This is a genomic window from Pseudomonas sp. LBUM1669, assembly GCF_059695705.1.
In genome coordinates this window covers 220,460-245,406 of sequence record NZ_CP166784.1, presented here as the reverse complement: position 1 = coordinate 245,406, position 24,947 = coordinate 220,460, and the positions used below count along the sequence as shown (strand labels likewise).

Below are 24,947 nucleotides of genomic sequence, written 5' to 3'. Positions count from 1 at the left end.
GAACTGTACTACCGTTTCTGTCGGGCGCAAGAACTCGCTCCTCCAGATAGACTGTGATCTTGGCCGGCTCACCAGCATGGAGTAATCGATTGACTATATTCCCGTCTACATTGACCTCGCCGCAGGGCGGTTGCCAGGGCTGCCAGCAAAGCGAGCCGCTTGGCTTCGATTTTTCTTTTGCCTACCAACCGATCGTCGATCTGCGCGACCGGTCGGTTTTTGCTCATGAAGCGCTGGTCCGCGGCATTGCCGGGGAAGGTGCCCTGTCCGTACTCGACCAGGTCAACGAGGAGAATCGCTACCGCTTCGACCAGCTCTGCCGGACCCGCGCCATTGAAGGGGCGGCCAATCTAAACATGCAGACACACTTGTCCATCAACTTCATGCCCAACGCCGTGTACCGCCCGGAGCTGTGCATCCGCACCACTCTGGAGGCCGCGAAAAAACACAACTTCCCCATCAACCGTCTGATTTTCGAAACCCTGGAAAGCCAGCACGTAGATAACTATCGCCATTTGACTAATATTCTGCGTGAATACCGCGAATTCGGCTTCAAGACCGCCATCGACGATTTCGGCGCGGGCTACTCGGGGCTCAATCTGCTGGCTGATTTCCAACCGGACCTGATCAAACTCGACATGGCACTAATCCGCGATGTCGATCGCGACCGTGTTCGTCAGGCTATCGTTCGAGGGGTTGTCACAATCTGTGCGGAGTTGAACGTTACAGTCATCGCCGAAGGCATCGAAAGCGCCGGAGAACGGGATTTCCTGGCGGACTGTGGAATATTTCTGATGCAGGGTTACTGGTTCGCCAAGCCTGCATTCAAAGCGTTGGCCCAGGTAACACCTGAGGCCTGGACGCGTTAATCGCCGGTTTTTTCCTATTGAAGACATTTGACCATTTGACCGTTATCGGTCTGCGCGAGTGGGTGGCGCTTCCGGATCTGGGAGTCGCGGGCCTGCGCGCAAAGATCGACACCGGCGCCAGCACCTCAAGCCTGCATGCCACCGACATCGAGCCGTTCGAGCGCGACGGTGAAAGCTGGGTGCGCTTCACGGCGCACCTGGGCACGGTGGTGCAATTGCGTCATCGACGCTGCGAGGCGCCTTTGGTGACGCGCAAAACCATTAAAAGCTCCAACGGTCACGCGCAGATGCGTTACGTGGTCAGCACCACACTGGCCCTGGGTGATCGGGTATGGCGGGTGGAATTCACCCTCGCCTGCCGCAAGTCCATGCGTTATCGCCTGCTCCTCGGTTCCAAAGCCCTGATCGACGGCCAACTGGTGGTCAATCCGGGCATTAAATATGTACAAGACAAGCCGGTGTTCCCGGTATCTACCTCTTCCACAGGTGTTGCATGAAGATCGCTGTGCTGTCGCGGAACCCGCGTCTGTATTCCACTCGTCGTCTGGTCGAAGCCGGTACCGAGCGTGGCCATGAAATGGTGGTGATCGACACCCTGCGCGCCTACATGAACATTGCCAGCCACAAGCCGCAGATCCACTACCGCGGCAAGCCGCTGGAGGGTTTCGACGCGGTGATCCCGCGGATCGGTGCGTCTGTGACGTTTTATGGCTGCGCGGTGTTGCGCCAGTTCGAAATGATGGGGGTTTTCCCGCTCAACGAATCGGTGGCCATTGCCCGCTCGCGGGACAAACTGCGTTCGCTGCAATTGCTCTCACGCCGCGGGATTGGTTTGCCGGTGACCGGGTTTGCGCACTCCCCGGATGACATTCCCGACCTGATCGACATGGTCAACGGCGCACCGCTGGTGATCAAGGTGCTGGAAGGTACTCAGGGCATCGGCGTGGTGTTGTGTGAAACGGCGACGGCGGCAGAGTCGGTGATTGAAGCCTTCATGGGCCTGAAGCAGAACATCATGGTTCAGGAATACATCAAGGAAGCCGGTGGTGCAGACATTCGCTGCTTCGTGGTCGGCGACAAGGTGATCGCGGCGATGAAACGCCAGGCCAAGCCGGGGGAGTTCCGCTCCAACCTGCATCGCGGTGGCAGTGCCAGCCTGATCAAGATCACTCCGGAAGAACGCATGACGGCGTTGCGTGCGGCGAAGGTCATGGGGCTGGCGGTGGCGGGCGTGGATATCCTGCGCTCCAATCACGGACCGCTGGTAATGGAAGTGAACTCGTCGCCGGGGCTGGAAGGGATTGAGACCACCACCGGGAAGAATGTGGCGGGGATCATCATCGAGCATCTTGAGAAGAATGGCGGGCCGAATATGACGCGGACCAAAGGCAAGGGTTAAGCCCGGAATCATGTGGCGGTAGGGACACCGCCTTCGCAAGCAGGCTCGCTCCCACATGGGAAACGCATTCCAATGTAGGAGCGAGCCTGCTCGCGAAGAGGCCATCAGTCTCAGCAAAAATGCCAGCTGTTAAACCGCATCCCGAGGCAGCATCAACCCAAGCGGCAACCGCACCCGCGCTTCCAGCCCGCCACCCGACCGATTGCGCAACTCGACATTACCGCCATGCATCGAAGCAATCCGCTTAACGATGGCCAGTCCAAGTCCTGTCCCCTTTCCGCCCCGAGCACGATCACCCCGAGTGAACGGGTTGAAGATCGCCTCCAGCTCCGACGGATCAATCCCTGCCCCACGGTCCATGACGCTCAGCACCACATACGGGGCGCTGGTATCGCCGGAGACATAAGCCGCCACCTCAACCCCGCTGCCAGCATGGTGCAAGGCGTTGCCGATCAAATTGTTCAGCAATCGCTTCATCGACACCCGACGCAGCGGAAACGGCTGGATCGGCTCCAGGCGCAACCGCACTTTTTCTTCGTTCTGGTTGTAGGGCGCAGCGACTTCACGAACCAGGTCGCTCAGGTCCACTTCTTCGACAGACTCGTCACGACCATCGCGGATAAACGCCAGGAACTGGTCAAGAATCGCGTCCATGTCTTCGATGTCGCGCACCATCGCGTCGGTGAGGTCGTTGTGGTCGCCCATCAATTCCAGGGACAAGCGCAAACGGGTCAGTGGTGTACGCAAGTCGTGTGATACCCCGGCCAGCATCAGCTCACGCTCGCGGCCGGCTTGCTCAACGTCTTCCGCCATTTGGTTGAAGGCGCGATAAACCTCGGTCATCTCACTCGGTGTGTCACTGATCGGCAGGCGCACGCTACGACCCTGGCCGAGTTGCCGTGCGGCATAGACCAGACGTTTCAACGGTTGATTGAGCTGGCTGACGAAGATCCACGCCGAGGCGGTGGACAGCAAGCCGATAGCAAGGAACCAGCCGAGCACGTTCCAGATTTTCTGGCCGCGCAACGGATGCGGATACAGCGGCACTTTCAGCCAGCCATCGCCCAGGCTAGGTGCCCGAACCCACAGGGCCGGCGGTGAGTGCATGCGTAATCGCACTTCGGTGTCGGCACCCAGCTCCGCCTGCATCTGCCGCTGATAGATCTCGCTGTAGGGCCAGTGTTGCTCGCCTTCCGGCACACCCGCACCCACGACCCGGATCAGGGTGGCGGCATCAGCGATCTTCTCTCGGTTTTTTTCATCGGCAGCCCAATAGGCGCGCAGCGTCAGGGCGACGCCGTGGCTGTATTGGCGATCCACCAGCACGTCTTCGTTCATCAACAGATAAACCAGGGTCAGTGCCTTGGAAAACAGGACGACGATCAGCACCAGCCACAGGGTGCGGGAGAAAAAACTCTGGGGGAACCAAACGGGGGTTTTCATGAATAACCGCTACACACTTGCAGGAGCGAGCGATGCTCGCATATTGCGGATCGCGAGTCTGCGGACAATTGTTCGCAAGACCCGCTCCTACAAATCGCCGATCACTTGGTGGCGGCGCCATCCGGAACGAACACGTAGCCCACGCCCCAGACCGTCTGGATGTAACGCGGTTTGGACGGATCAGGCTCGATCATCCGGCGCAGACGGGAAATCTGCACGTCGATGGAACGCTCCAGGGCATCCCATTCGCGGCCACGGGCCAGGTTCATCAGCTTGTCGCGAGTCAGTGGCTGACGCGCGTTCATGACCAAGGCCTTGAGCACCGCGAATTCACCGGTGGTCAGCATGTGCACTTCGTCACCGCGCTTGAGTTCGCGGGTGGCCAGGGACAGCTCGTAGTCACCGAAGGTCACGCTTTCGTCTTCGCTGCCCGGTGCACCCGGCACAGGTGTCGACTGACGGCGCAGGACCGCTTTGACACGGGCCATCAGCTCATCCGGGTTGAAGGGCTTGGCCAGGTAATCGTCGGCGCCCAGTTCCAGGCCCTTGATACGGCTCAGCTCATCGCCCTTGGCGGTCAGCATGATGATCGGGATCTGATTGTTCGCCGTGCGCAGCCGGCGGCAGGCGGTGAGTCCGTCTTCGCCGGGCAGCATCAGGTCGAGGACGACCAGGTTGAACACTTCACGCGCCAGCAGGCGATCCATTTGTTCGGTGTTCGGCACGGCGCGGGCGCGGTAGCCCTTGCTGACGAAAAAACGTTCCAGCAGGCTGCTCAGCCCTGGATCGTCATCAACAATAAGAATTTTTTCGCCTTCAGCATTGTTTGCAGTGCTGCTCATTAGATGCTCCTTTGATCTCGGCGCGCATTATGGCGTAGCTGCCGTTATACGCACCGTGTGCATTGTTAGCAGATTTTTCCTTCACCGCCAGAAATCCGGCCTTCGCGCTACCGCCTGCGATGCCCCTGAATGATAGAACGCTGGTTATAATGCGCGGCCTTTTGTGTCAGGCAACGTCTGATCATTACTGTAGGTGGCCGTTTTTTATTTTCATGGCACAGGCAGTAATTGTTCGATTTCACGGGTCAACGGGATACCTGTTGATCCAGGTAGCGGCGCACGCCAGGCCGCTCAACCAGACTCGCCGAGCCTTTATCCCTGCGCCTGCGAGCCTGCTTTCACAATTTGTCAGGTGGTTTTATGGACAGCATCAACAGCCGCATCGCCGAGGAACTCGGTGTACGCCCACAACAGGTCGAAGCGGCCGTCGCGCTACTCGATGAAGGCTCTACCGTTCCCTTCATCGCCCGCTACCGGAAAGAAGTGACCGGCAGCCTCGATGACATCCAGTTGCGTCATCTGGAAGAGCGTCTGCGCTACCTGCGAGAACTCGACGAACGGCGTATCAGCATCCTTGCCAGCATCGAAGAGCAGGGCAAGCTGACCCCGCAACTCGAACGCGACATCAAACTCGCCGACACCAAGACCCGCCTCGAAGACTTGTACTTGCCGTACAAGCAGAAGCGCCGCACCAAGGGCCAGATCGCCCTGGAAGCCGGCCTCGGCGAGCTGGCCGACGGCCTGTTCAACGACCCGACCCTGACGCCAGACGCCGAAGCTGCACGCTTCGTAAACGCCGAAAAAGGCGTGGCCGATGTGAAGGCGGCCCTTGAAGGCGCCAAATACATCCTGATGGAACGCTTCGCCGAAGACGCCGGCCTGCTGGACAAGCTGCGCAGCTACCTCAAGCAGGAAGCGACCCTCAGTGCCCGCGTGATTGCCGGCAAGGAAGAGGAAGGCGCCAAGTTCCGCGATTACTTCGAACACGACGAACCGCTGAAAAGCATGCCGTCGCACCGCGCGCTGGCGATTTTCCGCGGCCGCAACGAAGGTATTCTCAGCTCCGCACTGAAGGTCGGCGAAGAACTGCCGGGCGCCATGCATCCGTGCGAAGGCATGATCGGCCAGCAATTCGGCATCCAGAACCAGAACCGCGCCGCCGACAAATGGCTGGGCGAAGTGGTGCGCTGGACCTGGAAGGTCAAGCTCTACACCCACCTCGAAACCGACCTGTTGGGTGAACTGCGCGACGGCGCGGAAACCGAAGCGATCAACGTGTTCGCTCACAACCTGCACGACTTGCTGCTATCGGCCCCCGCCGGCCCGCGTGCCACCCTGGGCCTCGACCCCGGTCTGCGCACCGGTTGCAAGGTGGCCGTGGTCGATTCCACCGGCAAACTGCTGGATCACGCCACGGTTTACCCGCACGTGCCGCACAACAAGTGGGACCAGACCATCGCGATTCTTGCCGCCCTGTGCGCCAAGCATGCGGTGGACCTGATCGCCATCGGCAACGGCACCGCCAGCCGTGAAACCGACAAGCTCGCCGCTGAGCTGATCAAAAAATACCCAGCCATGAAGATGACCAAAGTCATGGTCTCCGAGGCCGGCGCATCGGTTTACTCGGCGTCGGAACTGGCTTCCAAGGAGTTCCCGGACCTCGACGTGTCGATCCGTGGCGCCGTGTCGATTGCCCGTCGCCTGCAGGATCCGTTGGCCGAACTGGTGAAGATCGATCCGAAATCCATCGGCGTCGGCCAGTACCAGCACGACGTGTCACAGTTGAAACTGGCGCGTGGCCTGGATGCCGTGGTCGAAGACTGCGTGAACGCCGTGGGCGTCGACGTCAACACCGCCTCCGTGGCGCTGCTGGCACGCATCTCCGGCCTCAACGCGACCCTGGCACAGAACATCGTCAGCCACCGCGACGAGCACGGCGCGTTCAAAACCCGTGCGGCGTTGAAGAAAGTCGCTCGTTTGGGCGAGAAAACATTCGAACAGGCGGCCGGTTTCCTGCGCGTGATGAACGGCGACAACCCGCTGGATTCGTCGGCGGTTCACCCGGAAGCCTATCCGCTGGTGCAGCGCATTGCCGCTGAAACCGACCGCGACATTCGCTCGTTGATCGGCGACGCGAGCTTTCTCAAGCGTCTCGACCCGAAGAAGTACACCGACGAAACCTTCGGTCTGCCAACGGTCACCGACATTCTGCAAGAGCTGGAAAAACCGGGTCGTGACCCGCGTCCCGAGTTCAAGACCGCCGAGTTCCAGGAAGGCGTCGAAGACCTCAAGGACTTGCAGCTGGGGATGATCCTCGAAGGCGTGGTGACCAACGTGACCAACTTTGGCGCGTTCGTCGACATCGGCGTGCATCAGGACGGTTTGGTGCATATCTCTGCGCTTTCGGAGAAGTTCATCAAGGATCCGCGCGAAGCAGTGAAGGCCGGTGACGTGGTGAAAGTGAAGGTCATGGAAGTCGATATCCCGCGAAAACGCGTGGGTCTGTCGATGCGCATGAGCGACACCCCGGGCGAGAAAATCGACGGCGCTCGTGGTGCACGTCCGGGGTCGGCGCCACGCCAGTCCCAGAACACCGCACCACGCAAAGAAACCACGGCAGCGGCCCCGGCCAGTAACGCCATGGCTTCGTTGTTCGCCAACGCCAAGCAGTTGAAGAAACGCTGATGGAGATCCCCGCCGGGCTGACCGAAAGCGCTTTTTTCAAGCTGCTGGGATGTCGCTTGCACAGCCTGGAAACCGGGGTGGCGCAAGTCGCCCTGGGGCTTGCGCCAGAGCTGCGCAATCGCGGCGGCAAGCTGCACGGCGGGGCCTTGTTCAGTCTGGTGGACATTGCCATGGGGCTGGCCTGTTCCAGCACCCACGGCTTTGACCAGCAGAGCGCGACCATCGAGTGCAAGATCAACTACATTCGCGCTGTTTCAGACGGTGAAGTGATGTGCACGGCGCGGGTGATTCACCCGGGCCGCCGCACGCTGGTGGTAGAAGCCGACGTGATGCAAGGCGACAAACTCGTCGCAAAAGCACAAGGCACGTTCGCTGTCCTGTAGCTACCCACCCTCGATTTGAGTTAATTTCGGCGCTATGAAAGCGGCGCCGGGATTTTCTGTGGGAGCGGGCTTGCTCGCGAAAGCGATGGGTCAGGCGACTTAAATGTTGACTGACATGCCCTCTTCGCGAGCAAGCCCGCTCCCACAGGGTCCGTGGCGACTGATCCTTGACCGACTGGCATGAGGTCTGTGCTGCTCAAAAACCAGGCGAAAACGCCAGTTTCAACTTCACCCTTGTAGACCGTCTTGCCCACCCCCATATTGGGGCGACTGACGCGTGAAGGAATCCAACTTGAGCGAACTTCTCAACCGCCGCCTGGCTCTGCTCGGCGAGCGCGCTAACCTCTCTCTGCTCGAACAGTGCCTTCACGGCATCGAACGTGAATGCCTGCGCGTGACCGGCGAAGGTCGCCTGGCGCAAACGCCGCACCCGGAAGAATTGGGTTCCGCGCTGACCAATGAACAAATCACCACCGACTATTCCGAGTCGTTGCTGGAGTTCATTACCCCGGCCCTGCCAGACCCGGCCGATACGCTGGCGAGCCTGGACAAGATCCACCGTTTTGCCTACAGCAAGCTCGGCAACGAGTTTCTGTGGAGTCCATCGATGCCGTGCCCGTTGCCGGCCGAGGAAGACATCCCGATCGCCTATTACGGCACCTCCAACATCGGTCAGCTCAAGTACGTCTACCGCAAGGGCCTCGCCCTGCGTTACGGCAAAACCATGCAGTGCATCGCCGGGATCCACTACAACTTTTCCCTGCCGGAAAAGCTCTGGCCGCTGCTTAAAGAAGCTGAAGGCTTTGTCGGCACCGACCGCGACTATCAGTCGTCGGCCTACATCGCGCTGATCCGCAACTTCCGCCGCTACAGCTGGCTGCTGATGTACCTGTTCGGCGCCTCCCCTGCGCTGGACGCCGGTTTCCTGCGCGGTCGTTCGCACCAGTTGGAACAACTGGACCCGGACACCTTGTACCTGCCATACGCCACCAGCCTGCGCATGAGTGACCTGGGTTACCAGAGCAACGCCCAGGCCGGCCTGACGCCGTGCTACAACGATCTGGCCAGCTACACCGACAGCCTGCGCAAAGCGGTCGCCACGCCGTATGCGCCGTATGTCGAAATCGGCACGCATCAGGACGGTGAGTGGGTTCAGCTCAACACCAACATCCTGCAGATCGAAAACGAGTACTACTCCAACATCCGCCCGAAACGCGTGACCTATACCGGCGAGCGGCCGATCCAGGCGCTAGTGGCCCGCGGCATCCAGTACGTCGAAGTGCGCTGCCTGGACATCAATCCGTTCCTTCCGATGGGCATCGACCTCATCGAGTCGCGGTTCCTCGACGCGTTCCTGCTGTATTGCGCGCTGAACGACAGTCCGCTGCTGACTAACACCTCGTGTGGCAACGCGACCTCGAACTTCCTCAGCGTGGTCAAGGAAGGTCGTCGTCCGGGCCTGCAACTGCAACGCGACGGTCAACCGGTCGACCTGAAGGAATGGGCCGGTCAATTGCTGGAGAAAATAGCGCCACTCGCGGCGATGCTTGATCAAAGCCATGGCGGCGACGCCCACAGCAAGGCATTGGACGCGCAGCTGGCCAAGGTCAAGGACCCGTCCCTGACACCCTCGGCCCAGGTGCTGGCGGCGATGGCCGAGCACAAGGAGAGCTTTGCCCAGTTCTCTCTGCGTCAGAGCCAGGTGCATGCCGAGTTTTTCCGCAGCGAACCTTTGAACGGCGAAGATCAGGCGAAGTTTGAAGACCGCGCGCGTTCCTCGCTGGCTGAGCAGGTGGAGCTGGAACAGAACGAAGTCGGCGATTTCGATGTGTTTGTCGGGTCGTATCAGGCGAGCATTCTGTCGATCAGTAACTAACCTCTGAAGGTCCTTCGGACCTTTTCGCGGGCAAGCCTCGCTCCTACAGGTTCGGGGTCGAGTCACAAATGGGTGACCGACACAAACTGTAGGAGCGAGGCTTGCCCGCGAAGGCCGCACCGCGGTCTCCCTTAGAATTTTCCGCTCATAAGCTCATTCGAAAAAGTTATTTATTTTCGGATTCTTAGATCATTTAGTCTCCTTTTCACGCCGACTCTCGGTCGCCTGACAAGGAGCTTCTCAATGAAACTGAATTTCCCTCTTCGCCTCCTGGCGGCCGCGTCTCTGGCTGCGGCGAGCTTCTTTGCCCAGGCGGCAGACGTCACCGTCGCCTACCAGACCACCGTTGACCCGGCGAAAGTCGCCCAGGCCGAGGGCGCCTACGAAAAAGCCACCAATGCCAAAATCGACTGGCGCAAATTCGACAACGGCGCCGACATCATCGCCGCCATCGCCTCCGGTGACGTGCAGATCGGCTACCTCGGTTCCAGCCCCCTGACGGCGGCGATCACCCGCAAAGTCCCGGTAGAAACCTTCCTCATCGCCACACAGATCGGTGCCGCCGAAGCCCTGGTCGCCCGCGACGGTTCCGGGATCAAGACCCCGCAGGATCTGATCGGCAAAAAAATCGCCGTGCCGTTCGTTTCCACCGGCCACTACAGCCTGCTGGCCGCGCTGAAACACTGGAACATCGATCCGTCGAAAGTCACCGTGCTCAACCTCGCTCCGCCCGCCATCATCGCGGCGTGGAAACGCGGTGATATCGACGCCACTTACGTGTGGGACCCAGCCCTCGGTGTGGCCAAGGAAAACGGCAAAGTGCTGATTACCTCCGGCGAACTGGCCAAGTTCGGCGCGCCGACCTTCGATGCCTGGATCGTGCGTAAGGACTTCGCCGAGAAGCACCCGGAAATCGTCACCGCGTTCGCCAAAGTGACCCTGGACGCCTACGCCGATTACCGCAAAGACCCGAAAGCCTGGCTGGCCAATCAAAGCAACGTCGACAAACTGGTGAAACTCTCCGGTGCCAAGGCCAGCGACATTCCGTTGCTGCTGCAAGGCAACGTCTTCCCGCTGGCGGCTGACCAAGTGATCACCCTCGGCGCACCGACCACCAAGGCCATTACCGACACCGCCGCGTTCCTCAAGGAACAAGGCAAGGTCGAGGCTGTGCTGCCGGACTACGCCCCTTACGTCAGCGCCAAGTACATCACCAACTGATCGGGAGTTAACCGCAATGGCTTTGCTACAGCTGGAGCGCATCAGCGCACAGTACCCCGGCAGCCCGGAACCGGTACTGGCGGATATTTCCCTGAGCCTGGGCCCCCAGCAGTTGCTGGTTGCCCTCGGCCCGTCCGGCAGTGGCAAGACTTCGCTGTTGAACCTGATTGCCGGTTTCGTCGAGCCCAGCGCCGGGCGCATCACCCTTGACGGCGTGCCGGTCAAAGGCCCGAGCGCCGAACGCGGCGTGGTGTTTCAGGACGACGCCCTGCTGCCTTGGCAGGACGTGTTGGCCAACGTCGGTTTCGGCCTGGAGCTGGCCGGCGTTGCCCGGGACAAACGCGAAATCCGCGCTCGGGAAATGCTCGCACTGGTGGACCTTTCCGGTTTCGAAAATCGCCGCATCTGGCAGCTCTCGGGCGGCCAGAAACAGCGCGTCGGCCTGGCCCGCGCGCTGGCTGCCGACCCACGCGTTTTGCTGATGGACGAACCCTTCGGCGCCCTCGACGCCTTCACCCGTGAACAGATGCAGGAGCTGCTGCTGCAAGTCTGGCAGCGCACCGCCAAACCGGTATTCCTGATTACCCACGACATCGAAGAAGCGGTGTTCCTCGCCACGGATTTGATTCTGCTGGCGCCAAACCCGGGGCAAATCGTCGAGCGCCTGAGCCTGGATTTCGGTCAGCGTTACGCTGCCGGTGAGTCGGCGCGAGCGATCAAGTCCGACCCGCGCTTCATCGAAACCCGCGAACACGTGCTCGCCAAAGTGTTCTCCCAACGCAGCACCGCCCAGCGGCAGGAGCGCGCATGAGCAGTTATCAGATTCCCGCCGTTGCGGTGAAGCCAGGTTCGACGGTCATCCCGGTTCGTCGCAAGCTCAGCACTCGGTGGATCAGCGTGCTGACGCTGGTGGCGCTTGTTGTCATTTGGTGGGCCGTCACCGCCACAGGGATGATCGAACCGCTGTTCCTGCCGCCACCGTCCGCCGTGCTGCAAAAAGGTTGGTTGCTGGTGACCAGCGGCTACATGGATTCAACGTTGTGGCAGCACTTGGGCGCCAGCCTGAGTCGAATTGGTCTGGGCCTGGGTTTCGCGGTGCTGACCGCCGTGCCCGTCGGCATCGCCATCGGCCACAACCGCATCGCGCGCGGCATTCTCGATCCGTTGATCGAGTTTTACCGCCCGATTCCGCCACTGGCTTATCTGCCGCTGATCGTGATCTGGTGCGGCATCGGTGAACTGTCGAAAGTCTTGCTGATTTACCTGGCGATCTTCGCCCCGATCGCCATCGCCACCGCCACTGGCGTGCGCACGGTTGACCCGGCCAAGTTGCGGGCCGCTCAGTCGCTGGGCGCAACCCGGGCGCAGTTGATTCGCCATGTGATTCTGCCGAGTGCCTTGCCGGACATTTTGACCGGTGTGCGCATCGGGTTGGGCGTGGGTTGGTCGACGCTGGTCGCCGCCGAATTAATCGCTGCCACCAGCGGCTTGGGTTTTATGGTGCAGTCGGCCGCGCAATTCCTGGTCACCGATGTGGTGGTGCTGGGGATTCTGGTCATCGCACTGATCGCCTTCGCCATGGAAATGGGCCTGCGCGCCCTGCAACGCAAATGGGTGCCGTGGCACGGCCAGGCCCACTGAAAAATCATCATGTGACAAACCCTGTGGGAGTGAGCCTGCTCGCGAATGCGTTGAGTCAGTCACTGCGATGTTGCCTGACAGACAGCTATCGCGAGCAGGCTCACTCCTACAAAAGCTCAGCGCTCCGGATTGAAGAGAATCACCATGAGTAACCTGACCATCGTCCCCCTCAGCTCGGCCCTCGGCGCCCAAATAAGCGGCATCGACGTCAGCCAGCCACTGAACCTGGAACAGCGCGACGCCGTCGAGCAGGCGTTGCTCAAGCATCAAGTGCTGTTCTTCCGCGACCAGCCGATCACGCCACAACAGCAGGCGCGATTCGCTGCGAATTTTGGCGATCTGCACATCCATCCGATTTACCCGAATGTGCCGGAACAGCCCGAAGTATTGATCCTCGACACCGCCGTCACCGACGTGCGCGACAACGCGATCTGGCACACCGACGTGACCTTCCTGCCGACCCCGGCCATGGGCGCGGTGCTGAGCGCCAAGCTGCTGCCGGAGTTTGGTGGCGACACGCTGTGGGCCAGTGGCATTGCGGCGTATGAAGCGCTGTCCGCGCCGATGAAAAGCTTGCTAGAAGGCCTGACGGCAACTCACGATTTCACCCGCTCGTTTCCGCAGGAACGTTATGGCAACACGCCTGAAGCCCTGGCCCAGTGGGAAGAAGCACGCCGCAAAAATCCACCGTTGTCGCACCCGGTGATCCGCACACACCCGGTGAGCGGGCGCCGGTCATTGTTCGTCAATGAAGGCTTCACGTCGAAGATCAATGAGCTGTCGGACACCGAGAGCGAAGCGATTTTGAAGTTTCTGTTTGCTCACGCAACGCGGCCGGAATTTACGATTCGCTGGCGTTGGCAGAAGGATGACGTGGCGTTCTGGGATAACCGCGTGACACAGCATTACGCCGTGGATGATTACCGACCGGCGCGGCGGGTGATGCAGCGGGCGACGGTGTTGGGGGATGTGCCGTTTTTTAAGTGAACCCTGATTTCTTCATTGACTGGTCTGGCCCCTTCGCGAGCAAGCCCGCTCCCACATTCGACCGCGTTCTTATTTGAGGACGCGGTCGAATGTGGGAGCGGGCTTGCTCGCGAAGGCAATCTGACAGGCGCCGGTAGACCCGGCGCCGAACACTTACTCAGCCGTCGAAGGCTTCTCCCAAAGATTGATCCCGCCTTCCTGGGCAAACCGGTCAATCTCCGCCAGTTCTTCCGCGCTAAAGCTCAAATTCTTCAACGCCCCGACGTTCTCGATAATCTGCTCCGGCCGGCTCGCACCGATGAGCGCCGAGGTCACGCGCGGATCGCGCAACGCCCACGCCAACGCCAGTTGCGCCAGGCTCTGACCGCGACGCTTGGCGATTTCGTTGAGTCCGCGCACATGGGCGATGTTGGCCTCGGACAAGTGCGCAGACTGCAATGAACCACCGCCCGGACGATTGACCCGCGCATCCTTCGGAATGCCATTGAGGTATTTGTCAGTCAACAAACCCTGCGCCAACGGCGTGAAAGCAATCACGCCGGTGCCGAGTTCGTCGGTGACCTCCAGCAGATCCTTTTCAACCCAGCGATTGAGCAAGTTGTAAGCCGGTTGGTGAATCAGCAACGGCACTTTCCACTCTTTCAACAGCGCCGCCATCTCACGGGTTTTCACCCCGGAATACGACGAGATACCGATGTACAGCGCCTTGCCCTGCTGCACGGCGGTGGCCAGCGCACTGGCGGTTTCTTCCAGCGGTGTATCCGGGTCGAAGCGGTGGGAATAGAAGATGTCCACGTAGTCCAGGCCCAGGCGTTGCAGGCTCTGATCAAGGCTGGCCAGCACATATTTGCGCGAACCGCCGCCCTGGCCATAAGGGCCGGGCCACATGTCCCAACCGGCCTTGCTCGAGATGATCAGCTCGTCGCGGTACTGCTTGAAGTCTTCACGCAGCAAACGACCGAAGTTGATCTCGGCACTGCCATACGGCGGGCCATAGTTGTTGGCCAGGTCGAAGTGGTTGATGCCCAGGTCGAAGGCCGTGCGCAACAGCGAGCGCTGAGTGTCGATCGGCGTGCTGTCGCCGAAGTTGTGCCACAGGCCCAGGGACAGTGCCGGCAGCACCAGACCGCTGCGGCCTACGCGGCGATAAGGGATAGAGTCGTAGCGGTTTTCGGCAGCGGTGTAAGTCATCGAATCCTCTCTTGTCTGTCTTGAAGTTGGTATCGACTGTTTCGCAAGTTGCCCAGCATACGCCCAGACAAACGCCGATAAACCTCGGACTCGAGAAAATGCTGAAACGTTTCACAGATTTTTAATCCTTCAACGTTTAAGCCGACAACTCACGTAGCGCGGCGGCCGCCAAAAAGCCAGACCTTGAGCTATATCGCTGATCCCGCCGGACAGTCTGGTCGATACGCTCAAGCAACTGCTCAGGCAGAGTGGCATTGAAGCGCACTGACTTACCGAAGTAAGGCGTGATATCAAATTCGACCACACCCCACACACCACCCGCGTAATCAGGGTTATCGAGATGAGCATCGATCTCGTGTATCTGCGGAAGTGGATCGCCATCGGCGACCAGGCCTTCGTAGTGCAGCGACAACGCTTCCTTCACGTTTTCAAATGCCTGCGCCACAGTAGCGCCCGCGGAGAAGCAACCCGGAACGTCCGGGATAATCACTCCGTAGTTTGAGTCGGCATCCTTGTGCAGAACGACCGGGAATTTCATTTCGGTGAGTCCTTCCTGTGATATGGCCCCTTCGAGGCTCTCGTTTCCGATCTCGGGCCTCATTTCAGACCCGCCTGTTTCAATAGGCTGTTGATCGTTCCTTTTGGAAGGTCCGAGTCAGGGTGCTTTATCGTCACCCTTCCAGGCTGCCTGGATGCTTGTACTGATGGTGGCTGCCTTTCACGGCGACCAGATACCAACCGTCCTCCTCGATCATCCTGATCATTTCTCGACTTCGGATCACCTTCGTCCTTGTGGGCAGCTCCTTCTGCGCACGTTACGCGACGTACGATTTTTTAATACACACCATACACACTCTGACAAATATTAGCCGTTCTGGCCCAACGCTGTTTCGCCCCCGGACCAACGGCTACCGAGCCCCGGCGAACACTTCCCCCAACCAATCCACAAACACCCGAACCCGTGGCGACATGTGTCGGTTGTGGGGATACAGCACCGACACCGGCATGGGTGGGGGTGGCCTCCGCTTGAGCGTCTCGGTCAGCCGGAGGATATTGCTCGCGTAGTGTCTTTTTTGGTTGGGCCGGATTCGGCCTGGGTCAATGGACAGATTCTGCGGGCTAATGCTGGATTGGTTTAAGCTGGTTTGCAGGCAGGCCAGACGCCTTCGCGGGCAAGCCTCGCTCCTACAGGGGTTGCGCGCAATCTGTAGGAGCGAGGCTTGCCCGCGAAGGCGGTCTTGAGGGCAGCACACATCTGAAGGGAGAACACGCATCATGCACACCACGATCATCATCACCTTCGGCCTGATCCTGCTGGCACTGATGCTGTTCATCGGCGAGAAAATCGGCTTCAGCCGCCAGACCCTGGCCTACAGTTTTGTGGTGCTGTGGCTGGCACTGACGCTGATCAACGGCGCGGTCGGCATGGTCCATGCCGGCCAGCCGTTGAGCACGGAACTGGTCGTCGGCAGCGCCGTGTTCGGTGTCCCGGTGGCGGCGCTGGTGCTGTTCATGGTGTTGACCACCGAGACGTGAGTGCTCGATCAACGCACCAAATGCAAAAACTGCATATGCCGTTCGTACTGGTCGAGGATGTCGTTGATGATCTGCTCCTTGGTGTAACCCACCAGATCGTAGTCCTGACTGCCCTCTGCAAGATGCACTTCAGCCCGGTAATAACGACGGTTGTTGAGTTCCTTGGAACCCATGCCGCCACGAGCAAACGACGGCGTGAAGTAGCCACGCATCTGCACCTGATAGATAAACGGATGCTCCTCGCCGTGACCGATTTCCAGGCTGACGTTGTCGTTGGCCGGGTCCGGCTGAGTGACCACGTTCAACCCTTTCTCGATGAACACGGCGCTCACTTCTTCGATCGCCGGACGCACCGTCGTGTCGAGGAAGCGATAGACCTCATCGCGAGACGGGAAATGCACGGCCTGGGTCAAGCGCTGACGCCAGCCACCCCGCCGCGAACCTGAAACCGGCGCCAGGGAATGCAACTGCGCGATCTGCTTCTGCGACTCCAGATAAAACGCTTTGTGCAGCCCCCACATCATCAGCAGCAAGATCATCGAGAACGGCAACGAAGTCAGCACCACCGCGGACTTCAGCGCATCGATGCTGCCGGAGAACAGCAGCGCACTGGTCACCAGCGCGGTCATCGCGCCCCAGAACACCCGCAGCCATTTCGGCCCGTCTTCATCAGGGTTGCCGCCCTTGGCGGAGAGCGTCGACAGCACCACGGTGCCGGAGTCGGCCGAGGTGACGAAGAACACGAAGCTGATGAACACCGTCACCGCAATAACGGTCTTGCTCCACGGGTAGGTTTCCAGCAGCAGGTAGAGGGTCATCGACGGGTTATCGATGGCCGACATGCCGAGGGCGCTCATACCGTGGTTCAGGACTTGGTCGATGGCGCTGTTGCCGAAAATCGACATCCACGCGAGGGTGAAGCCGAGCGGAATCAGCAGCACGCCGAAGACGAATTCGCGGATGGTCCGGCCACGGGAAATCCGTGCGATGAACAGGCCCACGAACGGCGACCACGCGATCCACCAGGCCCAATAGAACACCGTCCAGCCGCCCAGCCAGTCGCTGGGTTTGTCGTAGGCGTAGAGGTCGAAACTCTTCATCGGCAACGCGCCGAGGTAGTCGCCGATGTTCTGGATCAGGGTGTTGAGCAAGTGCTGAGTTGGGCCGGCGAACAGCACGAACAGCAACAGCGCACAGGCCAGCAGCATGTTGATATCGGACATCACGCGCACGCCTTTGTCGACGCCGGACACCGCAACGATAATCGCCGCGCCCATCATCAACGTGATCAGGCCGACCTGGATCCACTGGGTGTGAGCGATGCCGAACAGGTAGTCCAGACCCGAGTTGAGGTGCAACACACCGAAGCCCATGTCGGCGCCAAGACCGAACACCGTGGCGATGATGCCGAAGCCATCCACGGCGTAACCGATCGGGCCGTTGATGCGCTTGCCGATCAGCGGATAAAGCGCCGAACGCAGGGCCAGCGGCAGGTTGTGACGGTAGGCAAAGTAGGCCAGCGCCATGCCGACAAAGGCGAACACGCCCCAGCCGTGCAGGCCCCAATGCAGGAACAGAATCTGCATCGCCTGACGCGCCGCATCCGCCGTGCCGGCCTCGCCTTGCGGCGGTTGCGCCAAGTGGGTCAGCGGTTCGGACACACAGAAGAAGAACAGCGTGATGCTGATCCCGGCGGCGAACAGCATGCCGGCCCACGATAGATAACTGAACTCGGGCTCGTCGTGGTCGGCACCGAGCTTGATCTTGCCGTAGCCAGACAAGGCGGTGACCACCACGAAGACCAGATACAGCGTCATCGCGAGCATGTAATACCAGCCGACCGTATTGGCCGCCCAGTTTTGCGCTTCCAGCAGCCAGGCACCGGCCTGTTCAGGCATGGCGATGACGACAATGCCGAACAGCAGAATGAAGGTCGCCGCGAAGTAAAACACCGGCGGATTCATGCGGACCTGGCCGCTTGGAGGGACGGACGATGCACTCATGACAGGTGCACCTCAAGGGGATGAAACAGGGCAATCAGTAACGGACTCGGCAAGGCAAGCCTCCTGTTGTGAACGGGCAGCAAACCGGCGGTTTAACTTGAATGAGCGTTCAAGTTAAACATGAATAGGCTGCTAAGGACTAATCGCAAGGCTCGGCGGTACCCTGTGGCGAGGGAGCTTGCTCCCGTTGTGCCGCGCAGCGGCACCCGGTTTTTTGCAAAATTACGGCTGCTTCGCACCCGAGCGGGAGCAAGCTCTTATCAAACAAAAAATAACCCATTGTTTTTGCTCTTGAAAAATCATGCTGCTTTGACCAGTTGCATGCCTAGCTTGCGTGCTTTTCGCTCCAGAGCGCGCAGCTGTCGGCTGCGGCTTTTTTCTTCAAACTCTTCAATTCCCTTCTCAACATAGGGCTGCCCCTTCGTCAGCATGGCGTAGATCAGCCGCGCCAATTGGTGTGCGGTGGCTTTGATCGCGCAACTGGTGTCCATCCGCGTCAGGCGGGCGCGGTGGCTGGCGCCGATGAAACTTTTGTCCTGTCGCCCATTGGAAGCCGCTTGCTTAAGCGCTTGAGCTGCTCGATTAATGATTTTCGGTGCTTTCCCTGGAAGCGGTTTACCTCCTGATATCCGCGTAGGCGGTGCCACGCCCAGCCAGGAGCAAAAGTGCTGAGAGGTGGGAAAACGTGACAAATCCGGCCCCAATTCACTGGCTAATACCAGCGCCGTATCAATCCCGATGGTGGGGATAGCCGTCAGGTCCACACCCATTACCTTGTTCAATGCCCGGTGCAACGCTTGCTGTTGGTCGGTCGAGCGGTGCGGGCTGCGCAGCGGCTTGCCGGGTGCCACTGGTTCATGCTCAAGAACCGGTAGTCGCTCAAGTGCCTGGGCGATGGCCCGGTCACACTCGGCGATCTGGGTTTCCAGAAAGTCATGGCAGGCCAATTCCTGACTCAGAGCATGCAAGTGCTCGGCTCGCCAGTTGCCATGCAAACTGCGGGCAATGGTCGCCTGATCTGCCTTGATGCGCCCGTCTTTCATCGTTGCGAGTTGTTCAGGGTTACGCTCGCCGCCGACAATAGCCCGCAAAATCTTCAGGCCCGTCACCCCGGTGATATCGCTGATGACTTGGGCCAGCTGGATGTTCATCTGGCTCAAGGCTTTTTGCATGCGATTGATGGACTTGGCTTGATCGCAGACTTTATTGGCTCGCTGACGGACCAGAGAGCGCATTGAGCAGATTTCATCCGAAGGGCGAAACGCACCGCTGAGCAGGCCATGGGTCATGAGCTGCCAAATCCACTGGCAGTCGAGCACATCGGACTTGCGACCTGAGGTCTGCCGGGTGGCGCGCGAGTTGACGAGGTAAACCTCGAATCCGCGTGCATCCAGCACTTCGAAAAGGGGGATCCAGTAGACCCCCGTCGCCTCCATGGCCACCACGTTGATGTTCAGTGACTGGAGCCAGTCGGCCAAAGCAATCAAGTCGTCGGTGAAGGTGGAGAATTGACGAACAGGCGGATCACATCGCCCTGAATCCACGGCGACCCAGTGTTCGCGAAGGCCGACATCAATGCCGGCACAGTGATGATGGATAATCTCAAAACGCTTCTGGTTCTTGCGCGCCATGACAATTCCTCGCAGGATTGAACGACGCGCGCGGGGTACACGGTGGCGAACGGATTCACTCTCTTATACGAGGTCATGGCTTACGCCATGCCGTCAGCGACTCCACGCCGATACCGTGCAGGCCACTCTCCCTCTCGGGTGCTGTCACACCAGTGCTGGTTACGGCCTTTGCCCCGCGCGCGTTCTTCAAACTTTACGATGAACCTGTTTGCTGCGCGACAGCGCGGCGTCGAAGACGGCGCGGGGCCTCCCTCGCCACAAAATCTTGTGCCTTTACGCTAGCTCAAGGATGGGTATGACGGGGGATCGGGAGGATTCGTTCAGCGGGAAATTAGTTAAATGCCAGTATTTGCGTTCGCCTTGAAATCCAATCGCGAGCAGGCTCGCTCCCACAAGTTTTGTGTCGTTCATAAAATTGTCGTTCGACACAATACCTGTGGGAGCGAGCCTGCTCGCGATGAGGCCGGTTCAGTCAGCGAAAATTCCAGGCCTTACTTCTGCGTCCCATCATCATGCTGCAAATTCGCCTGCGTCAGGTTGCACCCCGGCGGCACGCTACGGGTCAGCCAGACGTTGCCGCCAATGGTCGAGCCCTTGCCAATGGTGATCCGCCCCAAAATCGTCGCGCCGGCATAGATCACCACATCATCCTCAACGATTGGATGCCGTGGATGACCCTTCTGCAACTGGCCGTCCTCATCCGACGGGAAGCGCTTGGCGCCCAGCGTCACGGCCTGATAAATCCGCACGCGCTCACCAATGATCGCCGTCTCGCCGATGACCACACCCGTCCCGTGATCAATGAAGAAGCTGCGGCCGATCTGCGCGCCAGGGTGGATGTCGATACCGGTAGCCGAGTGGGCGATTTCTGCGCTGATCCGCGCCAGCAGCGGCAACCCCGCGCGGTACAAATGGTGTGCCAGACGATGGTGAATCACCGCCAGAATGCCCGGATAGCACAGCAACACTTCATCGACGCTACGGGCCGCCGGGTCGCCGTGATAGGCCGCCAGTACATCGGTGTCCAGCAAGCTGCGCAGCCCCGGCAACGCGAGGGCGAAATCCTGAATGATCGCAATGGTCTTGGCCTCGACCTCGGTGTCGGCCGCGGCGCTGTGGCGAGCGGCGTAACGCAGTTCGAGTCGCGCCTGCGCCAACAATGCATTCAACGCGACGTCCAGGGTGTGGCCGACGTAGAAGTCTTCACTCTCCTCACGCAAATCCACCGGTCCCAGACGCATCGGAAACAGGGCACCGCATAGCGCTTCAAGTATCTCCGCCATGGCGGCACGGGAAGGCAACTCGCGACCGCCCTGCTCGCCGCTGGCGCGGCCGTTTTGTGCGCGCCACTGGTCACGCGCCGTACGCAGTTGACTGACGATGGTCTGCAATTGCCAATGGCTGGAACGCTCGCTCACGGTAAAAACTCCTCACGGGTGGCCGGACTGTCTGGCCGCACTGACGGCGATTACTTTACGGCAAGGTCTGGAAGCCGAATTAAGAACCAATTGTGCTGTGTTCAGCACTTATGGATATAAGCGATTGGCGGTTGCCCATGCATATAGGCGTGCCTATAGTCCTGACATCTCCCTTGGCCAGTACGGACCCATGATCAAACAACAGCTTGCCCGCTTTAACCGCCTCGACCTCCTCGGCCACCCTACCGCGCTTGAAAAACTCGAACGGCTGTCGACCTGGCTCGGCCGCGACGTGTACGTCAAACGCGATGACCTGACACCGCTGGCCATGGGCGGCAACAAGCTGCGCAAACTCGAATACCTCGCGGCCGATGCCCTGGCACAAGGCGCCGACATGCTGATCACCGCTGGCGCGCTGCAGTCCAACCACGTGCGCCAGACCGCCGCCATTGCAGCCAAGCTTGGCCTGGGCTGCGTCGCACTGCTGGAAAACCCGTTGGGCACCGACGACGCCAACTACCTCGGCAACGGCAATCGGCTGCTGCTCGACCTGTTCGATGCCAAAGTCGAACAGGTGGAAAACCTCGACAACGCCGACGAGCAACTGCAAGCCCTGGCCGACCGTTTACGCAATAACGGCAAGAAGCCGTATCTGGTACCGATTGGTGGCTCCAATGCGCTGGGCGCTTTGGGTTATGTGCGCGCCGGGCTGGAACTGGCCGAGCAGATCAAGGACACCGGCCTGCAATTTGCCGCCGTGGTGCTGGCCTCGGGCAGTGCCGGGACCCACAGTGGTCTGGCACTGGCGTTAAGTGAAGCACTGCCGGATTTGCCAGTGATTGGTGTCACGGTTTCCCGCAGCGATGAAGATCAGCGCCCGAAAGTCCAGGGCCTGGCCGAGCGCACTGCCGAGTTGCTGGGCGTGAGCCTGCCGGCGAGTTTCAAGATCGAATTGTGGGACGAATATTTCGGTCCGCGTTATGGCGAGCCGAATGCCGGGACGCTGGCGGCGGTGAAACTGATGGCGAGTCAGGAAGGGTTGCTGCTGGACCCGGTGTACACCGGCAAGGCCATGGCCGGGTTGCTTGACGGCATCGGTCGTCAGCGCTTTAACGACGGTCCGATCATCTTCCTTCATACCGGTGGTGCACCGGCGTTGTTTGCCTACAAAGACTTCCTGTAGACGATAGACCTGTGGCGAGGGGGCTTGCCCCCTCATCACAGAGGATCGTGTGAATCGCATATTCGATAGAAGAATAACAAACGTAATATTTATTATTTTCCTATCTAAAAGCGCCATCATATAGTCACGCCGCAGGCGAATTTGCAGCGAGACGCATACGCTGCATTAGGGCAGGATATTGCAGTCGTTCAAATCCCGAATTTGCCAACATTCCTAAAAGCGTCTTCATAAGAAAACACAGGGGCTTGTCATGAATTTTTCCGCACTACGTCGAAATCTGCTGGTCGGTTCGCTGGGCCTGGCGCTGAGCGCCGGCCTGCTGGGGCAAGCGGTTGCCGGTGAGCAACTGCAAAAAATCAAAGACGCTGGCGTGATCAACGTTGGTCTGGAAGGCACTTACCCACCATTCAGTTTCGTCGACGCCGACGGCAAACTGGCCGGTTTCGAAGTCGAGTTCTCCGAAGCCCTGGCCAAAGAGCTGGGCGTGAAGGTCAAGCTGCAACCGACCAAATGGGACGGCATCCTCGCGGCGCTGGAATCCAAGCGTCTGGACGCGGTGATCAACCAGGTGACCATCTCCGAAGAGCGCAAGAAGAAGTATGACTTCTCCGAGCCGTACACCGTTTCCGGGATTCAGGCGCTGGTGCTGACCAAAAAGGCTGCGGAGCTGAACATCAAGACTGCCGCCGATCTGGCCGACAAGAAAGTCGGCGTAGGCCTGGGCACCAACTACGAGCAGTGGCTCAAAGACAATCAGCCAAAAGCCATCATCAAGACCTATGACGATGATCCGACCAAGTTCCAGGACCTGCGCGTCGGCCGCATTGACGCCATTCTGATCGACCGTCTCGCCGCGCTGGAATACGCCAAGAAAGCCAAAGACACCACCGCCGCCGGCGAAGCGTTCTCCCGCCAGGAAGCCGGTATTGCCCTGCGCAAAGGCGAGCCTGAGTTGCTGGCAGCCGTGAACAAGGCCATCGACAAGCTGCGCGCCGACGGCACGCTGAAAAAGCTTTCGGAAAAATACTTCAGCGCTGACGTCACTCAATAATGGAAGAAGCTTTCCAACTTGCACTGGACTCCCTGCCTTTCCTGCTCAAGGGGGCCTACTACACGGTCATCTTGAGCCTGGGCGGGATGTTCTTCGGCCTCATGCTGGGCTTCGGCCTGGCACTGATGCGCCTGTCGCGCTTCAAGCTGGTGAGCTGGATCGCCCGCATCTACGTGTCGTTCTTTCGCGGCACGCCGTTGCTGGTGCAACTGTTCGTGATCTATTACGGCTTGCCGCAATTGGGTATGGAACTCGATCCGCTGCCGGCTGCCCTGATCGGCTTCTCACTGAACATGGCCGCTTACGCCTGTGAAATCCTGCGTTCCGCGATCAGCTCCATCGAACGCGGTCAGTGGGAAGCTGCCGCCAGCATCGGCATGACCCGTGCGCAGACCCTGCGCCGGGCCATCATCCCGCAAGCAATGCGCACTGCATTGCCGCCGCTGGGCAACAGCTTCATTTCGCTGGTCAAGGACACCGCGCTGGCCGCCACCATCCAGGTGCCGGAGCTGTTCCGCCAGGCGCAGCTGATCACGGCACGCACCTTCGAAGTGTTCACCATGTACCTTGCCGCCGCGCTGATCTACTGGATTCTGGCCACGGTGCTGTCGCACCTGCAGAACAAGTTGGAAGAGCGGGTCAATCGGCACGACCAGGAGTCCTGACCCAATGATTGTCGTGGAAAAACTGACAAAGCAGTTCAAGGGTCAAGTGGTGCTCAACGGCATCGATCTGCAAGTGAAGGAAGGTGAGGTCGTCGCGATCATCGGGCCTAGCGGCTCGGGTAAAACCACCTTCCTGCGATGCCTGAATTTTCTGGAAGAACCTACCAGCGGCCGGATCAAGGTCGGTGACATCGAGATCGATGGCAGCCGCCCGTTGAACCAGCAGCAGAGCCTGGTGCGGCGCTTGCGTCAGCACGTCGGCTTCGTGTTCCAGAACTTCAACTTGTTCCCCCATCGCACCGCGCTGGAAAACGTCATCGAAGGCCCGATCATCGTGAAGAAGATCCCGCACGCCGACGCCGTTGCCCTGGGTAAAAAGCTGTTGGCCAGGGTTGGCCTGGCGGGCAAGGAAGACGCTTACCCGCGACGCCTTTCCGGTGGTCAGCAACAGCGCGTGGCGATTGCCCGTGCGCTGGCAATGGAGCCGGAAGTGATCCTGTTCGATGAACCCACCTCAGCGCTTGATCCGGAGCTGGTGGGTGAAGTGCTGGCGACCATCCGCAGCCTGGCCGAAGAAAAGCGCACCATGGTGATCGTCACCCACGAAATGGGCTTTGCTCGGGACGTGGCCAACCGTGTGGTGTTTTTCGACAAGGGTGTGATCGTCGAGCAAGGCGAAGCCAAGGCGCTGTTTGCCAACCCGAAAGAAGAACGGACGAAGCAGTTCCTCAGCAAGTTTCTGAATAACGCCAACCATTAATATCGCTTCACCACTTGTTAACTTCCATGGATGGAAGTGACAACTTCCCCCCCGCTTCTCCCGACACTCTCTTCTCGCTCACTCAAATAGTAGATCAATTTTTAAAACTGCACGCGGTACATATATATGTTCTGCAACAGATTTAACTCGCCTAACATTCACC

Annotated in this window: 22 protein-coding genes and 3 pseudogenes; 16 read left to right on the top strand and 9 right to left on the bottom strand. The window is 59.7% G+C overall.

The features are described from left to right. Positions 1-89 precede the first annotated feature (89 nt). From rimA to rimK, 3 genes are read left to right on the top strand one after another with little or no spacing between them, the layout of a single operon-like run. Positions 90-869: a S6 modification regulatory phosphodiesterase RimA gene (gene rimA, locus ACA051_RS01125; RefSeq protein WP_497310521.1), complete on the top strand. Its 780-nt coding sequence runs from the start codon at positions 90-92 to the stop codon at positions 867-869. Positions 870-886: 17 nt separating this feature from the next. Next, complete coding sequence (gene rimB, locus ACA051_RS01120) at positions 887-1,366, top strand: retropepsin-like aspartic endopeptidase RimB (RefSeq protein ID WP_010464766.1); 480 nt, start codon at positions 887-889, stop codon at positions 1,364-1,366. Next, the gene (gene rimK / locus ACA051_RS01115; RefSeq protein ID WP_007949201.1) at positions 1,363-2,268 is read left to right on the top strand and encodes a 30S ribosomal protein S6--L-glutamate ligase; all 906 of its coding nucleotides are present in this window, start codon (positions 1,363-1,365) and stop codon (positions 2,266-2,268) included. The genes rimB and rimK overlap by 4 nt, the downstream gene beginning before the upstream one ends. 129 nt (positions 2,269-2,397) lie before the next feature. Here rimK and ACA051_RS01110 read toward each other — a convergent pair whose 3' ends face one another. Beyond that, positions 2,398-3,711, bottom strand: a complete 1,314-nt coding sequence (locus tag ACA051_RS01110) for an ATP-binding protein (RefSeq protein WP_461978476.1) — start codon at positions 3,709-3,711, stop codon at positions 2,398-2,400. A 101-nt stretch (positions 3,712-3,812) separates the two neighbouring features. Continuing rightward, positions 3,813-4,553 carry an osmolarity response regulator transcription factor OmpR gene (gene ompR, locus ACA051_RS01105; RefSeq protein ID WP_010464774.1) on the bottom strand — a complete coding sequence of 247 codons (741 nt, stop codon included), beginning with the start codon at positions 4,551-4,553 and terminating at the stop codon, positions 3,813-3,815. A gap of 360 nt (positions 4,554-4,913) precedes the next feature. On the opposite strand from ompR, the gene ACA051_RS01100 reads away from it, so the two are divergent. From ACA051_RS01100 to tauD, 7 genes are all read left to right on the top strand, one after another. After that, on the top strand, positions 4,914-7,238 hold the full coding sequence (locus ACA051_RS01100; RefSeq protein ID WP_497373154.1) for a Tex family protein: 2,325 nt from the start codon (positions 4,914-4,916) through the stop codon (positions 7,236-7,238). Beyond that, positions 7,238-7,621 carry a PaaI family thioesterase gene (locus ACA051_RS01095; RefSeq protein WP_007949206.1) on the top strand — a complete coding sequence of 128 codons (384 nt, stop codon included), beginning with the start codon at positions 7,238-7,240 and terminating at the stop codon, positions 7,619-7,621. Before ACA051_RS01100 ends, ACA051_RS01095 begins: the two co-directional genes overlap by 1 nt. Positions 7,622-7,913: 292 nt before the next feature. Beyond that, the gene (gene gshA, locus ACA051_RS01090) at positions 7,914-9,497 is read left to right on the top strand and encodes a glutamate--cysteine ligase (protein WP_497306954.1); all 1,584 of its coding nucleotides are present in this window, start codon (positions 7,914-7,916) and stop codon (positions 9,495-9,497) included. 243 nt (positions 9,498-9,740) lie between these two features. Then, positions 9,741-10,718, top strand: coding sequence for a taurine ABC transporter substrate-binding protein (tauA, locus tag ACA051_RS01085; RefSeq protein ID WP_497373152.1), 978 nt, complete (start codon positions 9,741-9,743; stop codon positions 10,716-10,718). Positions 10,719-10,734: 16 nt separating this feature from the next. Then, a complete protein-coding gene (gene tauB, locus ACA051_RS01080; RefSeq protein WP_497306951.1) occupies positions 10,735-11,529 on the top strand; it encodes a taurine ABC transporter ATP-binding subunit in 795 nt (264 codons plus the stop codon). Next, complete coding sequence (gene tauC / locus ACA051_RS01075) at positions 11,526-12,359, top strand: taurine ABC transporter permease TauC (RefSeq protein ID WP_497373150.1); 834 nt, start codon at positions 11,526-11,528, stop codon at positions 12,357-12,359. Before tauB ends, tauC begins: the two co-directional genes overlap by 4 nt. Positions 12,360-12,503: 144 nt before the next feature. Beyond that, positions 12,504-13,346: a taurine dioxygenase gene (gene tauD, locus ACA051_RS01070; protein ID WP_497306947.1), complete on the top strand. Its 843-nt coding sequence runs from the start codon at positions 12,504-12,506 to the stop codon at positions 13,344-13,346. 153 nt (positions 13,347-13,499) lie between these two features. On the opposite strand, the gene mgrA is transcribed toward tauD, so the two are convergent. The 4 genes and pseudogenes from mgrA to ACA051_RS01050 all read right to left on the bottom strand — a co-directional run. Further along, positions 13,500-14,537, bottom strand: coding sequence for an L-glyceraldehyde 3-phosphate reductase (mgrA, locus tag ACA051_RS01065; RefSeq protein ID WP_497373148.1), 1,038 nt, complete (start codon positions 14,535-14,537; stop codon positions 13,500-13,502). A gap of 136 nt (positions 14,538-14,673) precedes the next feature. Next, positions 14,674-15,138 (bottom strand): type II toxin-antitoxin system HicB family antitoxin, encoded by a 465-nt coding sequence (locus ACA051_RS01060; protein ID WP_497373146.1) that lies wholly within the window; start codon positions 15,136-15,138, stop codon positions 14,674-14,676. Beyond that, a pseudogene (locus ACA051_RS01055) lies at positions 15,135-15,316 on the bottom strand (type II toxin-antitoxin system HicA family toxin). The gene ACA051_RS01060 and the pseudogene ACA051_RS01055 overlap by 4 nt, the downstream one beginning before the upstream one ends. 129 nt (positions 15,317-15,445) lie before the next feature. Continuing rightward, positions 15,446-15,574, bottom strand: a pseudogene (locus tag ACA051_RS01050) (LysR family transcriptional regulator); the annotation flags it as partial. On the opposite strand from ACA051_RS01050, the pseudogene ACA051_RS01045 reads away from it, so the two are divergent. Both ACA051_RS01045 and ACA051_RS01040 read left to right on the top strand, forming a co-directional pair. Continuing rightward, positions 15,557-15,676: pseudogene (locus ACA051_RS01045) on the top strand (SDR family oxidoreductase); the annotation flags it as partial. The pseudogenes ACA051_RS01050 and ACA051_RS01045 sit on opposite strands and share 18 nt — an antisense overlap. A 136-nt stretch (positions 15,677-15,812) precedes the next feature. Continuing rightward, on the top strand, positions 15,813-16,073 hold the full coding sequence (locus tag ACA051_RS01040) for a hypothetical protein (protein WP_497306942.1): 261 nt from the start codon (positions 15,813-15,815) through the stop codon (positions 16,071-16,073). 8 nt (positions 16,074-16,081) lie between these two features. Here the strand turns inward: ACA051_RS01040 and betT are convergent, their stop codons facing one another. From betT to epsC, 3 genes are all read right to left on the bottom strand, one after another. After that, the gene (gene betT / locus ACA051_RS01035) at positions 16,082-18,037 is read right to left on the bottom strand and encodes a choline transporter BetT (RefSeq protein WP_497310519.1); all 1,956 of its coding nucleotides are present in this window, start codon (positions 18,035-18,037) and stop codon (positions 16,082-16,084) included. A 338-nt stretch (positions 18,038-18,375) separates the two neighbouring features. Next, positions 18,376-19,707 (bottom strand): IS110 family RNA-guided transposase, encoded by a 1,332-nt coding sequence (locus ACA051_RS01030; RefSeq protein WP_497373144.1) that lies wholly within the window; start codon positions 19,705-19,707, stop codon positions 18,376-18,378. Between the two features lie 491 nt (positions 19,708-20,198). Beyond that, positions 20,199-21,125 carry a serine O-acetyltransferase EpsC gene (epsC, locus tag ACA051_RS01025; RefSeq protein WP_109627305.1) on the bottom strand — a complete coding sequence of 309 codons (927 nt, stop codon included), beginning with the start codon at positions 21,123-21,125 and terminating at the stop codon, positions 20,199-20,201. Positions 21,126-21,315: 190 nt separating this feature from the next. Here epsC and ACA051_RS01020 point away from each other — a divergent pair, with 190 nt between their 5' ends. The 4 genes from ACA051_RS01020 to tcyN all read left to right on the top strand — a co-directional run bounded on the left by ACA051_RS01020 (position 21,316) and on the right by tcyN (position 24,784). Beyond that, positions 21,316-22,308: a D-cysteine desulfhydrase gene (locus tag ACA051_RS01020; protein WP_497306941.1), complete on the top strand. Its 993-nt coding sequence runs from the start codon at positions 21,316-21,318 to the stop codon at positions 22,306-22,308. A 250-nt stretch (positions 22,309-22,558) separates the two neighbouring features. Next, positions 22,559-23,359 carry a cystine ABC transporter substrate-binding protein gene (gene tcyJ, locus ACA051_RS01015; protein WP_497306939.1) on the top strand — a complete coding sequence of 267 codons (801 nt, stop codon included), beginning with the start codon at positions 22,559-22,561 and terminating at the stop codon, positions 23,357-23,359. Continuing rightward, positions 23,359-24,024: a cystine ABC transporter permease gene (tcyL, locus tag ACA051_RS01010; protein ID WP_010464804.1), complete on the top strand. Its 666-nt coding sequence runs from the start codon at positions 23,359-23,361 to the stop codon at positions 24,022-24,024. The genes tcyJ and tcyL overlap by 1 nt, the downstream gene beginning before the upstream one ends. 4 nt (positions 24,025-24,028) lie before the next feature. Further along, the gene (gene tcyN, locus ACA051_RS01005) at positions 24,029-24,784 is read left to right on the top strand and encodes an L-cystine ABC transporter ATP-binding protein TcyN (protein WP_403104331.1); all 756 of its coding nucleotides are present in this window, start codon (positions 24,029-24,031) and stop codon (positions 24,782-24,784) included. The last annotated feature ends 163 nt before the right edge of the window (positions 24,785-24,947 follow it).